The organism is Yoonia sp. KMU-150 (genome assembly GCF_056858355.1).
On the sequence record NZ_JBXEQF010000001.1, the window covers coordinates 892447 to 910960 of the forward strand.

Consider the following 18514-nt stretch of genomic DNA (forward strand, 5'->3'; position numbering starts at 1 on the left):
GCGCACCGATGCTCAACACCCTATCAGGTCGATTCCTGATCCTGACGGTCGTCTTCGTGATGCTGGCAGAGGTGTTGATCTTCGTGCCGTCGGTCGCGCGGTTCCGCGAGGACTACATCTTGGCCCGGCTGGAACGCGCACAGATCGCGTCATTGGCGTTGGAGGCCGACGACATGATCTCGCCCGAGCTTGAGGCGGAATTGCTGCGCAACGCGGATGTCTTCAACGTCGTTCTGCGCCGCGATCAGGTGCGTCAGCTTGCACTGTCCTCACCCATCCCTGCGCCGATCCACGCGACCTACGATATGCGTGACCCCGCAGGCATGATGCTGATCCGCGACGCGATGATGACCCTTTGGGACACCGAGGACCGAATCATTCGCGTGCTGGGTAACCCGGTACGGGACGGCGGCCTGCTGATCGAGGTGACGATGCGACAGATGCCGCTACGCGCCGCCATGCTGGAATACGGCCGCAACGTTTTGATCCTGTCTGCGGTGATTTCGATTATCACCGCGCTGCTGTTGTTCTTGGCCGTGCGCTACCTGCTGGTGCGCCCGATCAAGGGCGTGGTGACGGCGATGCAGGCCTATGCGGCCAACCCCGAGGACGCGCGCAGGATCATCGAACCGAGCGCCGGTGTGCGCGAGTTGCGCGATGCCGAGGAGGCCCTGCAGACGCTGCAAAGCCAGTTGACCGGCGCGCTGCGCCAGAAGGATCGGCTGGCGCAGCTTGGTGGCGCGGTGGCGAAGGTGAGCCACGATCTGCGCAATATCCTGACCTCGGCGCAACTGTTCACCGATCGGATTGAAAGCTCGGACGATCCGCTGGTCAAGCGCATGGCACCCAAGCTGGTGGGGTCGATCACCCGTGCCGTGAACCTGTGCGAAACCACGCTGGCCTTTGGCCGGGTTGACGAACCCCAGCCGGTGCTGGCCCGCGTCGCACTTGCCCCGATCGTCAACGAGGTCATCGACAGCGAACGTCTTGCCGCCGGAGACTATGACCTGTCCTTTTCGGAAGATGTCCCGGCCAGCATGACCATCCGCGCCGACAGCGAACAGATTTTTCGTATCCTGTTCAATCTGGTGCGCAATGCGCGGCAGGCGATCATGGCGACGCACAAGCCCGGCGAGATCAACATTTCCGGACACGAGGACGACACGGCATGGTGGATTTCCGTCAGTGACACCGGCCCCGGCTTGCCGCCCAAGGCGCGTGAACATCTGTTCCAGCCGTTCCAGGGCGGCGTGCGCAAGGGCGGTTCGGGCCTTGGTCTGGTGATCGCGGCTGACTTGGTGCGCGGCCATGGCGGCCGGCTTGAGTTGCAACGCACCGACGAGACGGGCACGACGTTCTGCATCCATTTGCCCAAGGCGGATCTGTCGCTGCCGGAGGTCGAGGCCCCGTCCATCGTCCAGTCCGCCGATTGAAGTTTTTCCGCCGATTGCCCTTGCATCGCCAGCCTCCGGGGGCTAAATCGCCATCACGCGGATTGGTAGCTCAGTTGGATAGAGTACTTGACTACGAATCAAGGGGTCGGGGGTTCGAATCCTCCCCAGTCCGCCATTTTCATCACTTTCACGCACGATGCGATCCGGCACGAATAATCTCAAACCGGTGCCAGCGTTCCGCGAAAGACGGGCTGTGCCTGCAGTTCGACCCCTTGCAACGGGGTTCCGTCTTTCAGGACACCGACAAGCGCCCGCGCGGCCAGACGCCCCATTTCGCGGTGCGGGACGTGAACCGTCGTCAGCGGAGGATACGCGACCTGCGCCAGTTCGATATCGTCGAAGCCGATGATTGAAACCGCGTCGGGGACCGGAACCCCCAACGCGCGCGCGGACCGCAGTGCCCCTACGGCAAGCACGTCGTTGCCGCAAAAGACTGCCGTCGGGCGCGGCGAAAGAGCCATCAACTTTTCGAACGCCACGGCGCCTTCGTCGATGCCATAGGTCGTTTCGATATAGGCGAGGTCCTGCTGGCGCAGCCCCTTGGCCCGCATCGTCGATAGCAGACCGTCATGCCGCGCCGACGCGCGATCGTTCGATGCGGTCTCCGCCGAGATCAGCGCCAGCTTTCTGTGGCCCATATCGATGACCCGCATCGCCATGTCGTGCATCGCGGCCTTGTTGTCGAAGCCGATAGAGGGGCGTTCCGCTGTCGCATCATAGGCCCATGTCACGAGAGCCGGAACATTCTGGGCATCGAGAAACCGGTAAATCGCGGGATCACGCCGATGCCCGATCAGCAGAAGCGCGTCCGCGCCACGCGCGACGAGAGATCTGATCTGTTCCTCTTCGATGTCGGCACGATAGGCGGTGCTGGCGACCAGCATCGTGTAGCCATGCAGGTGCAGTTCGTCCTGAAACGCCTGCAGCCCCCTGGCAAAAATCGCGTTCTCCATCGTCGGAATGATCGCGCCGATGGTATTGGTCTGCCGTGCCGCCATGACGCGGGCACCGAAATTGGGTGAGTAGCCGAGTGCGGTGATCGCCGCGTTGACCCGCCGACGGGTCTTGTCCGCGACCTTGTCGGGAAAATTGATGACCCGCGACACGGTCGCCGTCGATACACCGGCGCGGTTCGCCACGTCTTCAAGTGTCGGTGTGGTGTTCGTCGCTGTCATCCGCTTCCTGTTTCGGTCAGGCGTCTTGGTGCGCCCGGTCGGGTACAGGATAGGGGAGATCAGCACGCGATGTAAGCGCTTGCATCAATTTATGTAAGCGCTTACATTGCCGTCGACTCCTGTTGGCGTTGCAATCGGGTTTTTACCCGTATCAGCATCCGACACCGGAGGCGCGGTAATTGGGTGTCAGATACGCTGACTCCGTCCAAAGATCTCCGTGCAGAAGAAACGGCCCCGGTTTCATTTGGATCGGTTGCTGACACCAGCGAGAGAAGGCGAAAATCCATGCCCCGCGACTATCTCAAGAAGGCGACGCATACCGCGCAATCCGGGGCATCTGACGTGCACGACACCGTTCAGGCCATTCTGCGCGACATCGAAGCAGGCGGCGATACCAAGGCGCTGGAATATGCCGCCCGGTTCGACAAATATGATGGCAACGTGATGCTGACGGCCGAAGAGATCGCGGCTGCGGCGGAACGTGTGCCGCAGAAACTGAAAGACGACATTCAATTCGCTCATGATAACGTCAGACGCTTTGCCGAAGCGCAGAAAGCGACGGTCAGCGACATCGAGGTCGAGATCGTCCCGGGGCTGACCGCGGGCCAAAAGGCGATCCCGGTCGACGCGGCGGGCTGCTATGTGCCGGGAGGACGTTACAGCCACATCGCGTCCGCGATCATGACCGTCACGACGGCAAAGGTGGCGGGGTGCAACCATATTGCCGTCGCGTCGCCGCCGCGTCCGGGTGTCGGTGTGGCACCGGCGATCATCTATGCCGCGCATATCTGCGGTGCCGACAGGATCATGGCGATGGGCGGCGTACAGGGTGTCGCCGCAATGACCTTCGGCCTGTTCGGCCTGCCCAAGGCCAACATTCTGGTCGGACCGGGCAATCAGTTCGTGGCCGAGGCGAAACGAATCCTGTTCGGGCGCGTCGGCATCGACATGATAGCAGGTCCGACCGACAGTCTGATCCTGGCGGATGCGACTGCCGACCCGCATATCGTGGCGACCGACCTGGTCAGCCAGGCCGAGCATGGCTACAACTCTCCGGTCTGGCTTGTCACCGACGACCGTGCGTTGGCCGAAGACGTGATGGCCCGCGTCCCCGAACTGATCGATGACCTGCCGGACGTGAACCGCGACAATGCCGCGGCAGCCTGGCGTGACTATGCAGAGGTGATCCTCTGCGCGGATCGTGAGGAAATGGCCGCCTGTTCGGATGAATATGCGCCGGAACACCTGACAGTGCAGGCCCGGGATCTGCCGTGGTGGCTGGAGCGGCTGAGTTGCTATGGTTCGCTCTTCCTTGGCGAAGAGACGACCGTATCCTACGGAGACAAGGCATCGGGCACCAACCACGTGCTGCCGACGTCGGGGGCAGCCTCTTACACCGGCGGTCTGTCGGTCCACAAATACATGAAGATCGTGACCTGGCAGCAGGCGACCCGCGACGGATCGAGGCGCGTGGCCGAAGCGACAGCGCGCATCTCGCGGCTCGAAGGGATGGAGGGACATGCACGTGCGGCAGATGTCCGGCTCGCCAAGTATTTTCCGGGCGAGAATTTCGACCTGACACCCGATGAATAGGGACCATCCCCGTCCAGACCGCGAGTGCCGGATTTATGGCGCAGCTTTCACCGGTGACGGACTGGTAAAACCCAAGCCGTCAGGGGCTCCGACGATATGAAGGCATTGGTTTACGAGGGGGTCGAAACGCTCGCCTATCGCGATGTGGATGACCCGCTGCCTGCTGCCGGGCAAACGCTGGTCAGAATCGCGGCCTCTGGCATTTGCGGATCGGACATGCATGCCTTTCTTGGGCATGACGAACGGCGTCCGGCCCCTTTGATACTGGGTCACGAGGCGGCGGGCACGTGTGTCGGTGGCTCGCTGGATGGCGCGCGGGTCACGATCAACCCTCTTGTGACTTGCGGCACCTGCCGCGCCTGCACGTCCGGACGCGACAACCTTTGCCCTGATCGCCTGATCATCTCGATGCCGCCGCGTCAGGGTGCTTTCGCCGAATATGTCGCAATTGCCGACGAAAATCTGGTCGAGGTGCCGCCGGACGTCCCCTTGTCCCTTGCCGCACTTGCCGAACCGCTGGCCTGCGGCTGGCATGCCGTGCGTCTGGGAGGCATGGCGCTGGACATGCCGCTTGCCGATGCGGCCTGTGTCGTGGTCGGTGGCGGGGCGATCGGTGTCGGTGCGGCCCTGTGCCTGCGGGCGTTCGGTGCGAGGGACATCAGACTGGTCGAACCCAACCCGCTGCGCCGCAAGGCGCTGGATCGGATCGAGGAATTCAAGACCGTGCCCCCCGGCGCGCTTGATGCCGCCGATCTTGTGATCGACGGTGTCGGATACGCGGCGACCCGGGCCGAGACCACGGCGATCACCCGTCCGGGCGGCGTGATCATGCATATCGGGCTGGGCGAGGCGACAGGGGGGCTGGATGTCCGACGCATGACCTTGCAGGAGATCACCTTCATCGGGACTTATACCTACACGGCGCAGGATTTCCGCGATACCGCCGCTGCGATTTTCGATGGACGTCTGGGTGCGCTCGACTGGGTGGAAGAACGCCCCTTTCAAGACGGACAACAGGCATTTCATGATATCCGCGCGGGAACCGTGGCCGCGCCCAAGATTATTCTGCGCCCCTGACCTATCAGGCGAAACCGGCAATGAGATATGCAAATATAGTTCCATCACCGCGCCGGTGGCCGCCCATTGTTATTGAACCTTCAGCCTTCGGGCACAAACAGGAGACCTAATCCCTTGAGCATCAGCAAGAAGATCGTGGATGACTTTGTCGCCAACGATGTATCCTTTATCACCACCGTGCCGTGCAAACAGCTGGCCGGCGTGATCGACGAGGTCGAGGCGCGGCCCGAAATCTATCACATTCCGTCCAACAAGGAAGATGAGGGGATGGGGCTTTGCGCCGGTGCCTTCATGGGCGGCAAGCGGTCGGCCATCATCATGCAGAACACGGCGATCGGTGTGACGATCAACACGTTGGCGACACTGATCCAATACTACCGGATGCCGTTGCCGATGTTGATCAGCTACCGTGGCGAGTTACGCGAGCCTGTCGCCTGCCAGGTCGAAATGGCGGTGCACACCAAGGCGCTGCTGAGCCAGATGAACATCCCGACCTATCATTTCCACAGGGAGGCGGACGCAAGCGAACTCGACGCGATCCTGAAATACACCTTCATGTGCAACAAACCTGTCGCGATCCTGACGGATGCGTCATTCTGGGGAGGCTACGGCGACCAATGATCCGTTCCGAAATCCTGCGCGACATCGCGCCAATCCTGCGTGACCAGCTGGTCGTCTGCAACATCGGCCTGCCCAGTCAGGAGCTGCATATGATCGACGACAACGCCAAGAATTTCTACATGCTCGGCACCATGGGGCTGTCGTCGTCCATCGGGCTTGGGCTGGCGCTGGCCCAGGACAAGACCGTGATCTCCATCGACGGGGACGGGTCGGTGCTGACCAACCTCGGTACTCTGCCGACCATCGCCAACAACGTAGCCGACAACTATATCCTTCTGATCATCGACAACGGCTCCTACGGGTCGACCGGCGATCAGCCGACCTATGCGGGCAAGAAAACCAGGCTGGAAGAGGTGGCGAAGGCGTGCGGTTGCGACAACGTGGTCGTCTGCAAGGACGTCGATACAGGCACAACCCTGCAGGCCGCCATCGACAGCAAGAAGATGACGATCATCGTGTGCAAATGCGACAGCGGCAATATCAAACTGCCCGTGATCACGATGGACCCGGTCGTGATCCGAGATCGTTTCATGAAGGCTGTCGCAAGCTAGGACTGCGGGGCGGTGGGCCGCACAATCGCCCCGTTTCCTGTTTTTATGATGCGCAAGCGACAGGCGCGATCGCGGTCTGCGCCTGTCGACATGAGAGACCAAATGTCCGGCACTAAAACGTGGGTGGCGTACAGGCGCTGATGACCTTGCACGGCGCGTCGCCGACATTGCGAAACCGGTGCGGCAGTTCGCTGTTGAAAAGATATCCCTCGCCGGTTCGCAGCACGCGCACCTGATCGGCGACGGTGATTTCGACCTCTCCCGAAATGACGATGCCGGCTTCCTCGCCCGGATGGCTCAGCAGTTCCGGCCCCGTATCCGCGCCGGGAGGATAGGTTTCGTCCAGCACCTGAAGGGCGTGGTGGCTCGCGTCGCCCAACTGGCGCAGCGAGACACCTGTCTGCCCGGCGGACGGCGCAATTTCGATGAAATCTTCGGCCGTGTAGAAATATCGCGGGCTGGTGCTGTCCTCCAGCGTGGCGAAAAACTCGGCCAGGCTCATCGGAATCGCGTCCAGAAGGCTCTTCAGAGAGGCGACGGATGGGCTGGTCTTGTTCTGCTCGATGAGCGAAATCGTGCCGTTGGTCAGCCCGGCGCGCGCGGCGAGTTCCCGCTGGGACAGACCCCGCGCCTTGCGGATTTGCTGTAGTTTCTTGCCGATATCCAAGACATTCGCCCCGTCGCCAGATCATTTGTGTTTGCGTTCAACACGTTAGTTATAGAGGGCCGGCACGAGCACAGAAAGAGGGTATTCTCGCCCGAAATCGCAGGGCCGCTCACGCCCCATTGACAGATAAATTAAACGATTTATGAGAAAATTAAACGCACATCCAACGTGCGCGTGATTCCCCTGTTGCTTAGGATTATCCCGATGGCCAAACCTGCAAAGACCAAGACACGGACTTCGAAAGCGGCGAAAACCGCAAAGCCGAAAATCGCAATCGTCTCCTCGACCGACGACGTGACCCGTACAAATGCCGGATTACTGAGCCGCAAGGATGCCGCCGTCGCACGCGGCGTCGCCTCTGCCGCACCCGTTTTTGCAGCCCGCGCCGAAAATGCAGAGCTTTGGGATGTGGAAGGCAATCGCTACATCGACTTCGCCGGCGGTATCGCGGTGCTGAACACCGGTCACCGGCATCCTGATGTCGTCGCGGCGGCCAAAGCGCAGGAAGACCTTTATACGCACACCAGCTTTCAGGTCGTCCCTTACGAACCCTACGTCGCCCTGGCTGAAAAGCTGAACGCGCTGGCACCGGGGGACCACGCCAAGAAATCCCTGCTGGTGACCACCGGTGCGGAAGCCGTCGAGAACGCGGTCAAGATCGCTCGCGCGGCCACCGGGCGCCCCGGTGTGATCGCCTTTACAGGTGGTTATCACGGCCGCACCCTTCTGACGCTCGGTATGACCGGCAAGATCAGTCCTTATAAAAGGGACGTGGGCCCGTTCCCGTCGGACATCTTCCGGGCACCCTTCCCGAGCGTCCGCGATGGCATCACCGTGCAGGACGCATTGACTGGCTTGAAGAACCTGTTCCTGACGGATGCGCAGCCGGAGCGGATCGCCGCGATCATCATCGAGCCTGTACTGGGCGAGGGTGGCTATACGCCAGTGCCGTTCGAGATGATGCAGGCGCTGCGCGCGATTTGCGATGAACACGGCATCCTTTTGATCGCCGACGAAATTCAAGCAGGCTTCGGTCGCACTGGAACATGGTTCGCCGTCGAGCACTCCGGCGTCGTGCCTGACCTGATCACCGTCGCCAAGTCGATGGCCGGCGGCTATCCCATCGCAGGTGTGATCGGCCGCGCCGAAGTCATGGATGCCATGGCCCCCGGCGGCCTCGGCGGCACCTACGGCGGCAACCCGGTGGCCTGTGCGGCGGCTCTTGCCGCAATCGAGGCGATCGAGAACGAGGGTCTGCTGGCCCGGTCGACGGCGCTGGGCGAGACGTTCCGTGCACGTTTTGCCGAAATTGGCGCGCGCGTGGCACCTTATCGCATGTGGGACATCCGCGGCCTTGGCGCGATGCTGGCCGTTGAATTCGTCACCGATTTCGAGACCGCGTCACCCGATGCCGCGCTGACGAAAGCCGTCGTGTCCAATGCCCTCAAGCGTGGGTTGATCCTGCTGTCCTGCGGCATGCACGGCAACGCGTTGCGGATCATGGTGCCGCTGACGGCCTCCGACGAGATCATCGAGGAAGGTCTGGAGATTTTCGAGGCGGCACTTGCGGAGGCGATTGCCACCGTTTGAGGCAAGCCATTCGGCAAACAGAAAGGCGGGCCGGGTGCCCGTCTTTTTTTGTGGCTGCAAGCGTGGCGATGCGGTTAAAATATTCAACGCTGTCTCAAATCCAGTGAATTGCCGCTGCAATGCGGAAGATTCGTTTTGCGATCAGGAAATGCGAGAGCCGGGGTGAAACGCGACGGGCAATCACTTGGCGCTGATTCGATACTTATGGAATTTGGCCCCGGAAACGTGCGCCTTCACGGTGCACGCGACGCTGCTATGACGTGCGCAACCGGCATGCCTGCGGCAGAAAACGTCCGTAAAAATATTCGCCTTGATCGAAATAATAGACGCGCCTAGCATCCATAGTTGACCAGAGGTGCTGCGCTCTTGGTCACTGGCGGGCCGTTTGTTGGTCCGCACGGTGCGGCGCAAAGCCTACGGTGAAAGAAACGGCGCATTCCGGGTCGGAACGCTTGATCGCCAGCAGGCGGCCGTGCACCGGACCGGATCGGGAGACGCAACAGCCTGCCGATGTCGCCGAAACCAACAGGAGTACGATATGAAAGTTTTCAAGTATCTCGCCTTTGCCGGTGCGATGATGGCCGGTACGGCCAGTTCCGCGCAGGAACAATTCATCACGATCGGAACCGGCGGCCAGACCGGCGTTTACTTCGTGGTGGGTCAGTCGATCTGCCGTCTGGTGAACCGCGGCACCGCCGACCACAACCTCAAGTGCACCGCGCCTTCGACCGGCGGGTCCATCGCGAACATCAACGCGATCATGGCCGGTGACATGGACATGGGCGTGGCCCAGTCCGACTGGCAATACCACGCCTACAACGGCACGTCGGAATTCGAGGGCAACCAGTTCGAAGCCGAGCGCGCGGTCTTCTCCGTTCATGGTGAGCCGTTCACCGTGATCGCGCGCGCCGATGCCGGGATCGAGACCTTCGCCGATCTGCAGGGCAAGCGTGTCAACATCGGCAACCCCGGTTCGGGCCAGTATGCGACCATGCAGGTCGTGATGGACGCGTTGGGCTGGACGATGGACGACTTCGCACTGGCGTCGGAGTTGAAGCCGGCCGAGCAGGCCGCGGCGCTGGGCGACAACAAGGTCGACGCGATCATCTACACCGTGGGGCACCCCAACGGATCCATCCAGGAAGCGGTCTCCACGACCGAGGCCGTGCTGATCCCCGTGACCGGTCCCGAGATCGACGCGCTGATCGCGGACAACCCTTACTACGCTGCCGCGACGATCCCCGGCGGCATGTACGAGGGTTCACCCAACGAAACCCAGACCTTCGGCGTGAAAGCGACGTTCGTGACCTCTGCCGATGTGGATGACGAAGTGGTTTACCAGGTGGTCAAGGCCGTGTTCGACAACTTCGACCGGTTCAAGCGCCTGCACCCCGCTTTCGAAAACCTCACCGAGGAAGAAATGATCAGCGCAGGTCTGTCCGCGCCGATCCATGACGGTGCTGCCCGCTACTACCGCGAGCAGGGCTGGATGGAATAAGCCATAACCGGCTTGAATGAGACAGTCGCGCGGCGATTCTTTCGCCGCGCGACAACCTAGAGAACAAGAATTTGCGAGCCTGAAAATAGGCGGCAGGGGGAAGTGATATGTCAGACGATCCGAACCAGCAGCAGGCCGCTGCCGTAGAAAACGCCGCCGCCGGACGCGGGGGGCTGTCGCAGGAAGAACTCGACGCGCTGGTTGCATCCTCTGACACCGGCGGTCGGGGTGCCACCGGCACCATCGGCATCTTCATCACCTGCGTTGCACTCGCCTGGTCGCTGTTTCAACTCTGGATCGCATCACCCATTCCTTTCATGGTGGGTTTCGGCGTGTTCAACGACACCGAAAGCCGCTCGATCCACCTCGCATTTGCCATTTTCCTCGCCTTCGCGGCCTTCCCCGCAACCCGCACAAAGTTTCAGTTGGGCCTTGGTATCATCGTGCCGGTCCTGCTGGCGTTCCTGTTTATGACAGCCTCCAAGGACGGTACGACGACATGGTGGATCCCGGTCGTGGCGCTGGTCATCGTCGCAGCGATCGCGCTTGGCTCGCCCAAGGATCGTATTCCGGTCTGGGAGTGGGGTCTGGCCATCGTCGGTGCGCTGGCCGCACTTTATCTTTTTGTCTACTACCGCGATATTTCGGGCCGTGTCGGTGCGCCGATCATGCAGGACTTCGTCGTCGCCGTCGTTGGTCTGATGCTGCTGCTGGAGGCTACGCGCCGCGCCCTCGGTCCGGCCCTGATGATCGTGGCGACCGTATTCCTCGTTTACACCGTGCTTGGGCCGAACATGCCCAGCATCATCGCGCACAAGGGCAATAATCTGTCCGAGATCGTGAACCACCAGTGGATCACGACCGAAGGAGTCTTCGGCATTGCACTGGGCGTGTCGACGTCTTTCGTCTTCCTGTTCGTGCTTTTCGGATCGCTTCTCGATCGCGCCGGGGCAGGCAACTACTTCATTCAGGTGGCGTTCAGCCTGATGGGTCACATGAAAGGCGGCCCGGCCAAGGCCGCCGTGGTGTCGTCGGCCATGACCGGTCTGATCTCTGGCTCGTCCATCGCCAACGTCGTCACGACCGGCACGTTCACCATTCCGCTGATGAAGAAGGTCGGGTTCAGCTCCGAAAAGGCGGGCGCTGTCGAAGTCGCGTCCTCCGTCAACGGGCAGATCATGCCACCCGTCATGGGCGCTGCCGCGTTCCTGATGGTGGAATACGTCGGCATTCCCTATTTCGACGTGGTGAAGCACGCGTTTCTGCCCGCTGTCATCTCCTATATCGCGCTGGTCTATATCGTGCATCTTGAGGCGCTGAAGGCCGGGATGGAGGGCCTGCCGCGCGCCTATACACCCAAGCCCATCGTGCAACGCCTGGTCGGTATCGCCTTCACGGTGGCTGGCATCTGTGCCCTGTCGTTCGCCGTTTACTACGGCATGGGCTGGATCCGGCCCGCGTTCCCCGAAACCGCAGCCTATATCGTCTTTGCCTTTCTGACGGCTGTTTATGTCGGCCTGCTCTATATCGCGTCGAAAGAGGAACCGCTTGAACTGGACGATCCGAATGCGCCAGTGACGGCATTGCCGCTGCCGGGGCCGACCGTGCGGTCGGGTCTGCATTTCATTCTGCCGGTCGTCGTGCTGGTCTGGGCGTTGATGGTGGACCGCCTGTCGCCTGGCCTGTCGGCGTTCTGGGCCACGGCCTACATGATCTTCATCCTCGTCACGCAGCGTCCGCTGATGGCGATCATGCGCGGCGAAGGGCGCATGGGTGCGGCCATCGGCAACGGTATCCGCGATCTGATCGACGGTCTGGAAACCGGTGCGCGCAACATGATCGGCATCGGTATCGCCACGGCGACCGCCGGTATCATCGTGGGTGCGGTCAGCCAGACCGGCGTGGGTTCTGCCCTTGCCGACGTGGTCGAGGTGCTGTCGGGCGGCAACATCCTCGCGATCCTGTTCCTCACGGCGATCCTGTCGCTGATCCTAGGGATGGGTCTGCCGACCACTGCGAACTACATCGTGGTGTCGGCACTTCTGGCCCCGGTCATCGTGACGCTGGGCCAGCAGAACGGGCTGATCGTGCCGCTGATCGCGGTGCACCTCTTCGTGTTCTACTTCGGTATCATGGCAGACGTCACACCGCCGGTGGGGCTTGCATCCTTCGCCGCCGCGGCCGTGTCGGGTGGTGATCCGATCAAGACTGGTGTCGTCGCATTCTTCTACAGCCTGCGGACGGCCGCGCTGCCGTTCCTGTTCATCTTCAACACTGAACTGCTGCTGATCGGGGTCGGATGGGGGCAGGGGATATTCGTCTTTGTCGTGGCGACCATCGCAATGCTGCTGTTCGCGGCGGCCACGCAGGGCTTCTTCCTGGCGCGCAACCGGTTCTACGAAACAATCGCGCTGCTGCTGATCGCGTTTACCCTGTTCCGTCCCGGTTTCTGGATGGACATGGTCTCGCCGCCCTATTCTGAAGAAGCGCCGACGGAACTTGCCTCTGCCGCCCTGGCGACACCGGTGGGCGAGGATCTGCGTCTGCGTGTCGCCGGTGTGAACGATCTGGGTGACCCCATCGAATTCGTGGCGCTCCTGAATATCGAGGAGGGTGAAACAGGCGAAGAGCGGCTTGAAAACGCTGGTCTGATGTTCATCGAGGATGGTGACAAGCTGATGATCGACGACGTTGCCTTTGGCTCGGCGGCGGAATCGGCTGGTCTTGACTGGGATCAGGAGGTTCTGCGCGTGTTGCGACCCATTAGTCAGCCGTCGAAGTATCTGATGTTCATTCCGGCGCTTCTTCTGCTTGGTCTGGTCATTTTCCTGCAACGCGGGCGGGCGGCACGCGTGTCGCGCGCGTCTGCGGCAGCGTAAACTGGGTGATGGTCGTTCAAGTTGCACAACGTCACGGTCGATCACCTGTTTCCGTTCGCGTGGAAGGGGCGTAAGGGCATGTGTGCTGCAAGGATTCCATGTGCCCGACCCGGGCCGACCTGCGGCGACGGAGTGCACCAGGAATGACCCCTTTCGCAATCGCCGGCGTGCAGATGTACGTCAATGCGCTACACCCGAACGTCGATGGGATGATGCAGCGGCTCGACGTGCTGATGGCGCGCTTTCCCTGGACCCAGATGGTGCTGTTCAGCGAACTGGCCCCCTTTGGCCCGCTGGAGCAATTCAAGCTGCCGCCCGAGAACGATATCATCAACCGGTTCTGTGATGCCGCGCGAAAGCACAAGATCTGGCTGATTCCGGGGTCGATGTTCCTGACCTCGCCCGATGACGGTCTGGTGCGGAATACATCGCTTGTGATCGACCCCGACGGCAATATCATCAAGCGCTACGCCAAGATGTTCCCGTTCCTGCCCTATGAAGAGGGGATCGAGGCGGGGAAAGAATTCTGCGTCTTCGACGTGCCGGACGTCGGACGCTTTGGCTTGTCGATCTGCTATGATATGTGGTTCCCGGAAACCACACGCGAGTTGACCTCGCAGGGCGTGGAGGTGCTGTTGCACCCCGTGCTGACCGGCACGACCGACCGCGACGCAGAACTGGCCATCGCGCGCGCGACGGCGGCACAGTTCCAATGCTACGTCATAGATGTGAACGGTCTGGGTGCGGGCGGCGTCGGCAAGTCCTGTGTCGTCGATCCGACATCGCTGGTGCTGCACCAGTCGGCTGGACAAGAAGATATGTTCCCGATCGAGGTCGATCTGTCCATGGTGCGCCGTCAGCGTGAAACGGGTATGAAAGGGCTGGGGCAGGTGCTCAAGTCGTTCCGTGACCGTTCCGTCGACTTTACCGTTTACGACCGGGCCAGTGGGACCGACAGCTTTCTCAACACGCTCGGCCCTCTGTCGGTGCCGCAGCAGGGATCGCGCGCCGGGCTGCATACCGATGTGCCGGCGGATACCGAAGCAGAGATCCGGATGCGGGAAACCGCAATCGGAGGCGGACCAACGGCCTTCAAGGGCCGCACGATTACCGGCTGATCGCGACGGGGGTGCCGCTATCCTGGCGGCATCCCGGCCATCGCGATCCTGCCAGAACTGGAGGACGAGCGATGGATTCCGTCAGCGAATACTATTCCGCAACGCAATTGCGGGCCGAACGCTGGAGCGCGCTGCGCGAGGCGACGAATATATTGTGTCGTGAAACCGCGGCGAAAAAGCTGAACGATGCGAAAAAGCGGATCGAGGCGCTGTTCGAATCGCTGGCGCTGATCGAACCCTACTGGGCCTTCCCCGGCATGGCGGCGTTCGAACACATGCGGCGTCAGTTCGCGCATGGCAACTACGAAGACCTCGCCTTCACCACCACTCGCGTCACGCGCGCGCTAACTACCGGTGCGTACCGGCGTCGGACGATCCCGCTGGACCGTGACAGCGTCGACGAGGAAGAACAGAACGACGAGGCGCTGCAGTCGCCCGAAGCGCGCGCGATGATGCGTCCCTACTTCGAGGTTCTGATCGTCGATCACGTCAACGACCAGCAGGAACGCTGGCTGAAAAGCAATGTCGCCCGGATGCGCCGTCCGGAAGACCCGTTCCATTATGAGGCCGTGGTTGTGCCGAGCCTCGAGGACGCGCTGATCGCGGTCCTGTTCAACCACAATATCCAGGCCATCGTCGTGCGCCCCGGCCTTGTGTTGAAGTCCGACAACGAGAACGAAATTCTGAACAAGTACCTCAGCCGCGCCGGCGGCGCGTCCGCCATCGACGCGATGCTGCCAGAGGATTATGGTCCGGAACTGTGCCGCTTGATCCAGCGTGTCCGCCCCGAACTCGACGCATATCTTGTCACCGAACGGTCGGTCGAGGATATCGCGGGCCTCGATCTGGGGATTTGTCGCCGTGTCTTCTACAATCAGGAAGACTTCATGGAGTTGCACCTGAACATCCTGCGCGGTGTCGCGGCCCGCAACAAAAGCCCGTTCTTCACGGCGCTGGTCGAGTATTCCAAGCAACCGACCGGCGTGTTCCACGCGATGCCGATCAGCCGCGGCAAATCCATCACCCGCAGCCACTGGATTCAGGACATGGGTGCATTCTACGGCCCGAATATCTTTCTGGCGGAAACATCGGCCACGTCCGGCGGTCTCGACAGTCTGTTGGACCCGCACGGCCCGATCAAGGAAGCGCAGGAACTTGCATCGCGCGCGTTCGGGTCGAAACAGACATTCTTTGCCACCAACGGCACATCCACTTGCAACAAAATCGTCGTTCAGGCGGTTGTGCGTCCGGGTGACATCGTTCTTGTCGACCGCGATTGCCACAAGTCGCACCACTACGGGATGGTGCTGGCGGGGGCCGAAGTCGTGTATCTCGACAGCTACCCGCTCAACGAATACTCGATGTATGGCGCGGTGCCGCTGAAGGAGATCAAGCACACGCTGCTGAAGCTGAAGGCGGCGGGCAAGCTTGACCGCGTGCGGATGCTGTTGTTGACCAACTGCACCTTCGACGGGCTGGTCTATAACGTCGAACGGGTGATGGAGGAATGTCTGGCGATCAAGCCGGACCTCGTGTTCCTGTGGGACGAGGCATGGTTTGCCTTCGCCCGGTTCAGCCCGACATACCGCCAGCGCACAGGGATGCGCACCGCCAACAACCTGCGCAAACGGTTTCGCACCGATGCGCATAAGGACGCCTATGAAAAGCAGCAGAAAAAGCTGGAAGGCGCGGACGAGGAGACATGGCTCAAGACCCGGTTGATCGCGCCGCCCTCTGCCCGGGTGCGGGTCTATGCGACGCAGTCGACGCACAAGACACTGACATCATTGCGGCAGGGGTCGATGATCCACGTCAACGATCAGGACTTCAAGGGCGAGGTGGAGCAGTCGTTCCACGAGGCCTATATGACACATACATCCACGTCGCCCAACTACCAGATCATCGCGTCGCTGGATGTAGGGCGGCGTCAGGTCGAACTCGAAGGGTTCGAATTTGTGCAGCGCCAGGTCGAGGCAGCCATGTCCATGCGCCGCGCGATCAGCGAACACCCGATGCTGCAAAAGTATTTCCGCGTTCTGACGGCGGGTGACATGATCCCGGAGGAATTCCGCCAGTCCGGAGTGACCAGCTACTACGACAACGAACAGGGCTGGACGGATATGTGGGATTGCTGGGAGCAGGACGATTTCGTTCTTGACGCCACGCGGGTCACCCTTGCTGTCGGCGGCACCGGCTGGGACGGCGACACGTTCAAAACCCAGATCCTGATGGATAAATACGGCATCCAGATCAACAAGACCTCGCGCAATACCGTCCTCTTCATGACCAACATCGGCACGACGCGGTCATCGGTGGCCTACCTGATCGAGGTGCTGGTCGAAATCGCGAACGAGTTGGACGAGTTGTTGGACGACGCGTCGAAGATGGAAAGACGTTCGTTCGATCGACGGGTGAAGAACCTTACGGAAAACTACCCGCCGCTGCCCGATTTCAGCCGCTTCCACGATGCCTTCCGCCCCGATGACGTGACACCAGAGGGCGATATCAGGACGGCATATTACCTCAGCTATGACGAGGCGAACTGCGACTACCTCGAACTCGACGGATCGCTGAAAGACGCGATGGAGGCGGGCGAGGAAATCGTTTCCGCCGGCTTCATCATTCCCTATCCGCCCGGCTTTCCGATCCTCGTGCCGGGGCAGGTCATCAGCCACGAAATCCTGGCCTTCATGCGGGCGCTGGACGTGAATGAAATCCACGGCTACCGGCCCGATCTCGGCCTCCGGGTCTTCACGCCCGAGGCGCTGAAATCCGTGAAACCCAAGCACCTTTCGCAATCACCAAAATAACGAAAAGGACCAATCACATGGCAACTGTTCTCAAGAATATTTCCGAAATCCGCCGGTTCTTTCACCGCAACGAGGACCCGATCTATTTCATTTCGGCCACGAACTTCAACCTTCTGGGCCTCGACGAATGGGTCAAGAACTTCAAATATATCTGCTACATCGACTGCTACGGCGGCAAGCATCCCAACGTGTTCTGCCCGTCCGAACAGCCGCACGCGGAATTCCAGTCGATCGAGGACATCAACAACTACCTGTTGCAGCACAAGGAAGTTATCGACTTCGTGAAACGGCGCGGTGGCAAACCGAAGTTCGTGTTCCTGATGTTCGATGAAGAGACGGAACGTCTGTCCAAGGAACTGGGTGCCGACGTCTGGTTCCCCAAGGCCAAGCTGCGCACGTCGATGGACAACAAGATCGAAACCGTCCGTATCGGCAACAAGGCCGGCGTGCCGTCGGTGCCCAACGTGCTGGCCGAGGTCAAATCCTACGAGGACCTGCGCGAGACCTGTGAAAAGGCGGGGATCGGGCACGATCTGGTGTTGCAATCGGCCTACGGCGACAGCGGCCACACCACGTTCTTCATCAAGTCCGAGGCCGATTTCCGCCGCCACGAACATGAAATCGTCGGCGAGGGCGAGATCAAGATCATGAAGCGGATCGACTGCCGCGGCTCTGCCATCGAGGCTTGCGCGACCAAGGAAGGCACGATCGTCGGCCCGCTGATGACCGAACTCGTGGGCTTCAAGGAACTGACGCCCTATCGTGGCGGCTGGTGCGGCAACGAAATCCTGTCCACCGCCTTCCCACCAAAAGTGCGCGAAAAAGCCCGCGATCTGACCTTCAAATTCGGTGAGCAACTGCGCAAGGAAGGCTATCGTGGGTATTTCGAACTCGACTTCCTGATCGACAAGAAGACCGGCGATCTGTGGCTGGGTGAATTGAACCCGCGCATCACCGGCTGTTCGTCGATGACGAATCACGCGGCCTTTGCGCACGCCGATGCGCCGCTCTTCCTGTTCCACCTGCTCGAATTCTCGAAAAAGAAATTCGATCTGGATGTGGACGAGTTGAACGCCCGCTGGGCCGACCCGTCCATGATCGACAGCTGGTCGCAGATGGTGATCAAGCACACCGACGACAGCGTCGATATCTGCACGGCCGTCCCGGAAACCGGCATCTACAAGATGAAGGAAGACGGCAGCGTCGTGTTCGACCGTTTCGACTATCACCGCCGCGCGGTCGAGTCGGAAAACGAGGCGTTCTTCCTGCGTATTCTGCAGCCGGGCGATTATCGTTACGAAGGTGCCGACATCGGTATTCTGGTGACCCGTGGCCGGTCGATGACCAAGAGCTTCCAGTTGAACGAACGCGCGAAGAAGTGGATCCACGGGATCAAGCAATCGGTTGACGGCAAACCGTTGCCGGTGGCAAATGCCGGACCTGCATTGGCTGATCCCGCTTTCAAAATCATGTAAGGAGCA

The 18514-nt window shown here is 61.0% G+C and carries 13 protein-coding genes and 1 tRNA gene; 12 read left to right on the top strand and 2 right to left on the bottom strand.

Annotated features, from left to right (window positions below):
• Positions 1-8: 8 nt before the first annotated feature.
• Positions 9-1433, top strand: coding sequence for a sensor histidine kinase (locus AC04PH_RS04280; protein WP_483064501.1), 1425 nt, complete (start codon positions 9-11; stop codon positions 1431-1433).
• A 59-nt stretch (positions 1434-1492) separates the two neighbouring features.
• A tRNA-Arg gene (locus tag AC04PH_RS04285) sits at positions 1493-1569 on the top strand.
• A gap of 43 nt (positions 1570-1612) precedes the next feature.
• Here the strand turns inward: AC04PH_RS04285 and AC04PH_RS04290 are convergent.
• The gene (locus AC04PH_RS04290) at positions 1613-2629 is read right to left on the bottom strand and encodes a LacI family DNA-binding transcriptional regulator (RefSeq protein ID WP_483064502.1); all 1017 of its coding nucleotides are present in this window, start codon (positions 2627-2629) and stop codon (positions 1613-1615) included.
• A gap of 285 nt (positions 2630-2914) precedes the next feature.
• Between AC04PH_RS04290 and hisD the strand changes: the two genes are divergently transcribed.
• From hisD to comE, 4 genes are all read left to right on the top strand, one after another.
• Positions 2915-4222 carry a histidinol dehydrogenase gene (hisD, locus tag AC04PH_RS04295; protein WP_483064503.1) on the top strand — a complete coding sequence of 436 codons (1308 nt, stop codon included), beginning with the start codon at positions 2915-2917 and terminating at the stop codon, positions 4220-4222.
• A 96-nt stretch (positions 4223-4318) separates the two neighbouring features.
• On the top strand, positions 4319-5299 hold the full coding sequence (locus AC04PH_RS04300; RefSeq protein ID WP_483064504.1) for an alcohol dehydrogenase catalytic domain-containing protein: 981 nt from the start codon (positions 4319-4321) through the stop codon (positions 5297-5299).
• A gap of 114 nt (positions 5300-5413) precedes the next feature.
• Positions 5414-5920 carry a sulfopyruvate decarboxylase subunit alpha gene (locus tag AC04PH_RS04305; RefSeq protein WP_483064505.1) on the top strand — a complete coding sequence of 169 codons (507 nt, stop codon included), beginning with the start codon at positions 5414-5416 and terminating at the stop codon, positions 5918-5920.
• Entirely contained in the window at positions 5917-6471 is a 555-nt protein-coding gene (gene comE, locus AC04PH_RS04310) for a sulfopyruvate decarboxylase subunit beta (protein WP_483064506.1), read from the top strand. The genes AC04PH_RS04305 and comE overlap by 4 nt, the downstream gene beginning before the upstream one ends.
• 112 nt (positions 6472-6583) lie before the next feature.
• On the opposite strand, the gene AC04PH_RS04315 is transcribed toward comE, so the two are convergent.
• Positions 6584-7138, bottom strand: coding sequence for a cupin domain-containing protein (locus tag AC04PH_RS04315; RefSeq protein WP_483064507.1), 555 nt, complete (start codon positions 7136-7138; stop codon positions 6584-6586).
• Between the two features lie 204 nt (positions 7139-7342).
• On the opposite strand from AC04PH_RS04315, the gene gabT reads away from it, so the two are divergent.
• From gabT to AC04PH_RS04345, 6 genes are all read left to right on the top strand, one after another.
• Positions 7343-8728 (top strand): 4-aminobutyrate--2-oxoglutarate transaminase, encoded by a 1386-nt coding sequence (gene gabT / locus AC04PH_RS04320; RefSeq protein ID WP_483064508.1) that lies wholly within the window; start codon positions 7343-7345, stop codon positions 8726-8728.
• A 538-nt stretch (positions 8729-9266) separates the two neighbouring features.
• The gene (locus AC04PH_RS04325) at positions 9267-10226 is read left to right on the top strand and encodes a TAXI family TRAP transporter solute-binding subunit (protein ID WP_483064509.1); all 960 of its coding nucleotides are present in this window, start codon (positions 9267-9269) and stop codon (positions 10224-10226) included.
• 107 nt (positions 10227-10333) lie between these two features.
• Positions 10334-13105, top strand: coding sequence for a TRAP transporter permease (locus AC04PH_RS04330; protein WP_483064510.1), 2772 nt, complete (start codon positions 10334-10336; stop codon positions 13103-13105).
• A 143-nt stretch (positions 13106-13248) separates the two neighbouring features.
• On the top strand, positions 13249-14223 hold the full coding sequence (locus tag AC04PH_RS04335; protein ID WP_483064511.1) for a carbon-nitrogen hydrolase family protein: 975 nt from the start codon (positions 13249-13251) through the stop codon (positions 14221-14223).
• Between the two features lie 71 nt (positions 14224-14294).
• Positions 14295-17033 (top strand): aminotransferase class I/II-fold pyridoxal phosphate-dependent enzyme, encoded by a 2739-nt coding sequence (locus AC04PH_RS04340; RefSeq protein ID WP_483064512.1) that lies wholly within the window; start codon positions 14295-14297, stop codon positions 17031-17033.
• The gene (locus tag AC04PH_RS04345; RefSeq protein ID WP_483066147.1) at positions 17030-18508 is read left to right on the top strand and encodes a biotin carboxylase; all 1479 of its coding nucleotides are present in this window, start codon (positions 17030-17032) and stop codon (positions 18506-18508) included. The genes AC04PH_RS04340 and AC04PH_RS04345 overlap by 4 nt, the downstream gene beginning before the upstream one ends.
• Positions 18509-18514 lie beyond the last annotated feature (6 nt).

Bases quoted from the DNA above. Each gene is read 5' to 3' on its own strand.
- AC04PH_RS04280 (WP_483064501.1), top strand. From the start codon at position 9: ATGCTCAACACCCTATCAGGTCGATTCCTGATCCTGACGGTCGTCTTC.
- AC04PH_RS04290 (WP_483064502.1), bottom strand. From the start codon at position 2,629: ATGACAGCGACGAACACCACACCGACACTTGAAGACGTGGCGAACCGC.
- hisD (WP_483064503.1), top strand. From the start codon at position 2,915: ATGCCCCGCGACTATCTCAAGAAGGCGACGCATACCGCGCAATCCGGG.
- AC04PH_RS04300 (WP_483064504.1), top strand. From the start codon at position 4,319: ATGAAGGCATTGGTTTACGAGGGGGTCGAAACGCTCGCCTATCGCGAT.
- comE (WP_483064506.1), top strand. From the start codon at position 5,917: ATGATCCGTTCCGAAATCCTGCGCGACATCGCGCCAATCCTGCGTGAC.
- gabT (WP_483064508.1), top strand. From the start codon at position 7,343: ATGGCCAAACCTGCAAAGACCAAGACACGGACTTCGAAAGCGGCGAAA.
- AC04PH_RS04325 (WP_483064509.1), top strand. From the start codon at position 9,267: ATGAAAGTTTTCAAGTATCTCGCCTTTGCCGGTGCGATGATGGCCGGT.
- AC04PH_RS04330 (WP_483064510.1), top strand. From the start codon at position 10,334: ATGTCAGACGATCCGAACCAGCAGCAGGCCGCTGCCGTAGAAAACGCC.
- AC04PH_RS04335 (WP_483064511.1), top strand. From the start codon at position 13,249: ATGACCCCTTTCGCAATCGCCGGCGTGCAGATGTACGTCAATGCGCTA.
- AC04PH_RS04340 (WP_483064512.1), top strand. From the start codon at position 14,295: ATGGATTCCGTCAGCGAATACTATTCCGCAACGCAATTGCGGGCCGAA.